This window comes from Bacillota bacterium, assembly GCA_040754675.1.
Lineage (GTDB): Bacteria > Bacillota > Limnochordia > Limnochordales > Geochordaceae > Geochorda.
Window position 1 is genome coordinate 1 of record JBFMCJ010000531.1, and the last position, 2,773, is coordinate 2,773.

The 2,773-nt window shown below is 61.7% G+C and carries 3 protein-coding genes; all 3 read right to left on the bottom strand.

What is annotated here, in order from left to right; all coding sequences use genetic code 11:
- Window positions 1-501 precede the first annotated feature (501 nt).
- Window positions 502-963 carry an HD domain-containing protein gene (locus tag AB1609_20295; GenBank protein MEW6048784.1) on the bottom strand — a complete coding sequence of 154 codons (462 nt, stop codon included), beginning with the start codon at window positions 961-963 and terminating at the stop codon, window positions 502-504.
- Window positions 964-1,056: 93 nt separating this feature from the next.
- The gene (locus tag AB1609_20300) at window positions 1,057-1,179 is read right to left on the bottom strand and encodes a hypothetical protein (GenBank protein MEW6048785.1); all 123 of its coding nucleotides are present in this window, start codon (window positions 1,177-1,179) and stop codon (window positions 1,057-1,059) included.
- Window positions 1,180-2,267: 1,088 nt separating this feature from the next.
- The gene (locus AB1609_20305; GenBank protein MEW6048786.1) at window positions 2,268-2,501 is read right to left on the bottom strand and encodes a hypothetical protein; all 234 of its coding nucleotides are present in this window, start codon (window positions 2,499-2,501) and stop codon (window positions 2,268-2,270) included.
- Between the last annotated feature and the right edge of the window lie 272 nt (window positions 2,502-2,773).

Below are 2,773 nucleotides of genomic sequence, written 5' to 3' on the forward strand. Positions count from 1 at the left end.
TTCCGGTACGTTAACGTGGTACACTGCTGCTGGCATTTGAGTACTCCTTTCCGGGCCTCCGTGCCAGCGGAGGCCACTTCTTCTACGTGTACGCCATCGGTTTTTCCACACCTTCCGATATTAGCTCGACCGCAGACGTGTTCCAGGTATCGGATCGCCAGCTCGAGTTCGGTGACCACCCATTCTCGCTCACCCAGGAGTTGCCCCTCACCGCAGTCGCCAACATGCTCCCATGGCATCTCCGTTCCCGCCCCCCCAGGGACCCTTTGTTTGCTATCCACCCCTCATCAGGTACCGGACAACCTCAGGACCGGCATCGGGGGAGGCCGCCGTCCACCAGCACCGAGTCGCCGCGGGCCGTCTGGATGAGGATGCCGTCACCCTGTGCTAAGAAGCGACCCACGCGGACCCCGCTCCCGCAATCATATCCAAGGCCAGCCTACAACTTCCAGTCCGACATTTGGTGACGGACTTAGCGTTCGCACCTCCTAGCCCCGGAGGTCAGCATTCTAGCTCCTGCAGCGCCCGCCGGTACTTCTCCCAGCGCCGGAGGTCCTCCTCTGTACGGTCCGGGATGCGGGACTCGTCGAGGTTGTCCCGCAGGTCGGCCACCTTCACCCGGAGGGCCAGAGGGTTCGCCTTCACCCGGACCAGATACTCCCCGTAATCCTCCCCGGGCCGCCGCGTCAGCGCATCCAGAGCACGTACGACCTCCTCAGGAAAGCCCTTACCTCTCAGTTGTTCGGCGCTCACGTTTCCATCCTCAATCGCATCGTGGAGCACAGCCGCGACCATTTCCGACGGCTCGCCCAGCGACAGCATCACCCGCAAGGGGTGAAGGATGTATGGCGCACCACCCTTGTCCTTCTGCCCCCGGTGGGCCCTGACGGCGAGGAGCAGCGCTTCGTCGAGCAGCGCCTGCTCTTGGCTGTTCCAATTGCTACGCGCATCCCGACCCGCCACGCCCGTCGCCGTACCACTCCTACTGCTTTCCCCGGTTCCGCCGGAGGTAGTCTCCTGACGCACCGCACGGCGGGCACGAACAAGCCGAAATGCCTACTGAACCTCGGGGCTGTAAAGGTCGTGAAGCTCTGCGTACCCACGCCGCAACACGCAGCCAATTCCAAAGAGGAGCAGAATCCCTATTACCACCCCAACGGCCTGCACCCAGACGTCCAACTCCCAACCCTCCGTTTCTGCACAGTCTCGAGCTTAGCACCCTCAACACATACCGCGACGACGTCCAACACTCCCCGTCTACGCCACTTCCTCTGGAGGAACCTCGCGGGGCCGGACGTCCACCTCCTCAAGCTCTCTCAATTCCCCAACAACGGCATCCAGGACCCCACAACCACTTCGAGCGACTCAAACGGCACCCCTTTTCACTCACGGGGCCACCGTTACGCGGAACCGAATGATGGACAATGCGGCCGCCCCGGGGAAGGAACACGCGCATGCTACAAGACCATTCTCCCACCACCACAAGGGCAGCGTCCCTTTCCGCCCTCACTTCACCGTTGCCAATCGTCATATCCGCCTCGAGGCTCACGTTTCCTTTCGGGGTTATGCCGAAGACCATGACGTGAGAAAGGCCGTGGGCTCCCCCAAGATTGAACTCCAGGAACGCAGCGACCTGAGCGATAATAGACACCCGACGGCTCAGGTCTGAGGCCGAGGCCAGTGCAGAGTACCCCGCCGCCCTGGAGTAAACAACGGGGTCTGGTGCCCGCCGTACAAGGGCACCGCACAAGTACGCCAGCGCCCCGCTCTTTTGCCAGGCGGCACATACAGCAAGACAACAGCCACCTCGGGGTCAGGTCGCCTTACGCTCAAGCCTTTGCAGGCGCAACGCCGGATCTGTCATGGGGGTAAGGTCCCCCCTGTGAACTCGTCGTGCCCCGAATCCCGACCGTGTCTCCCATGCTCACCCACGAACCACGGAGCTGTGAGCTTGGGTCGAGGGGCGTGCTAGAATAAACGGGGCCAATCGCTTCCCGAAGGAGGCATGGCCTCATCACAAAGCCTGCCGCCGGAATACAGGCCGCACACGGATTTCTGCACCAGGCCGGTTGACCTTGTTAGCACCGTAGCCTGCAAGAGCGCCTGCCACGGCTAATTGAGCTCAGCGGAGGTAATCGAGGAGCGTCGCCCAACGCCCGTTCCCCGAACCAAGGCCCACCAACCACCAGCAGGTGCGGGACGGCGTTCTCCCCAACCCCGCCCCGCGAGCACGCCGTCCGTTCCGTCAGCATCCCACGGTGCTTACACTACCCTGTTCCCCACCTGCCTCCCCGCAGCAGCGGAAGAACACCCACGAATAGCACAAACCAAAAGAAGAACGCCACCGCTATCCTGATAACGTTGATGGGTGTCTTGGCGATTCCGAGCGAGAGTCCAAACAAACGCTCCATGCCGTACACCAGGAACAGGCCGAACACAATTCCACCTGCCGCGAAGACCACACAACTAATCAGCACCGTCCTCAGGTCGGGAAGATGCACCCTTTTCCTCCCTTCATCTTCTTGCGAGTTTCCGTACCACCTTAGATACTGCAGCATTAACCCCCCTGCCGAGCGGCGTGCTCGGCAGCATTCTCCCGCCAATCGCGCCACCAACAGCCCCCGTAGAGCCTCCCAGTGGGTGACCGATAGGGTCGCTATCGCGAACGCCAGATGTGATGAATCCAGGCGTACGCATGGGCAACCTCAAGCCCAAAGCCTTGGGCCATTAGTGGCAGGGAACGTCTGTTCTTCCCCTTGACACTTTTCCGTCC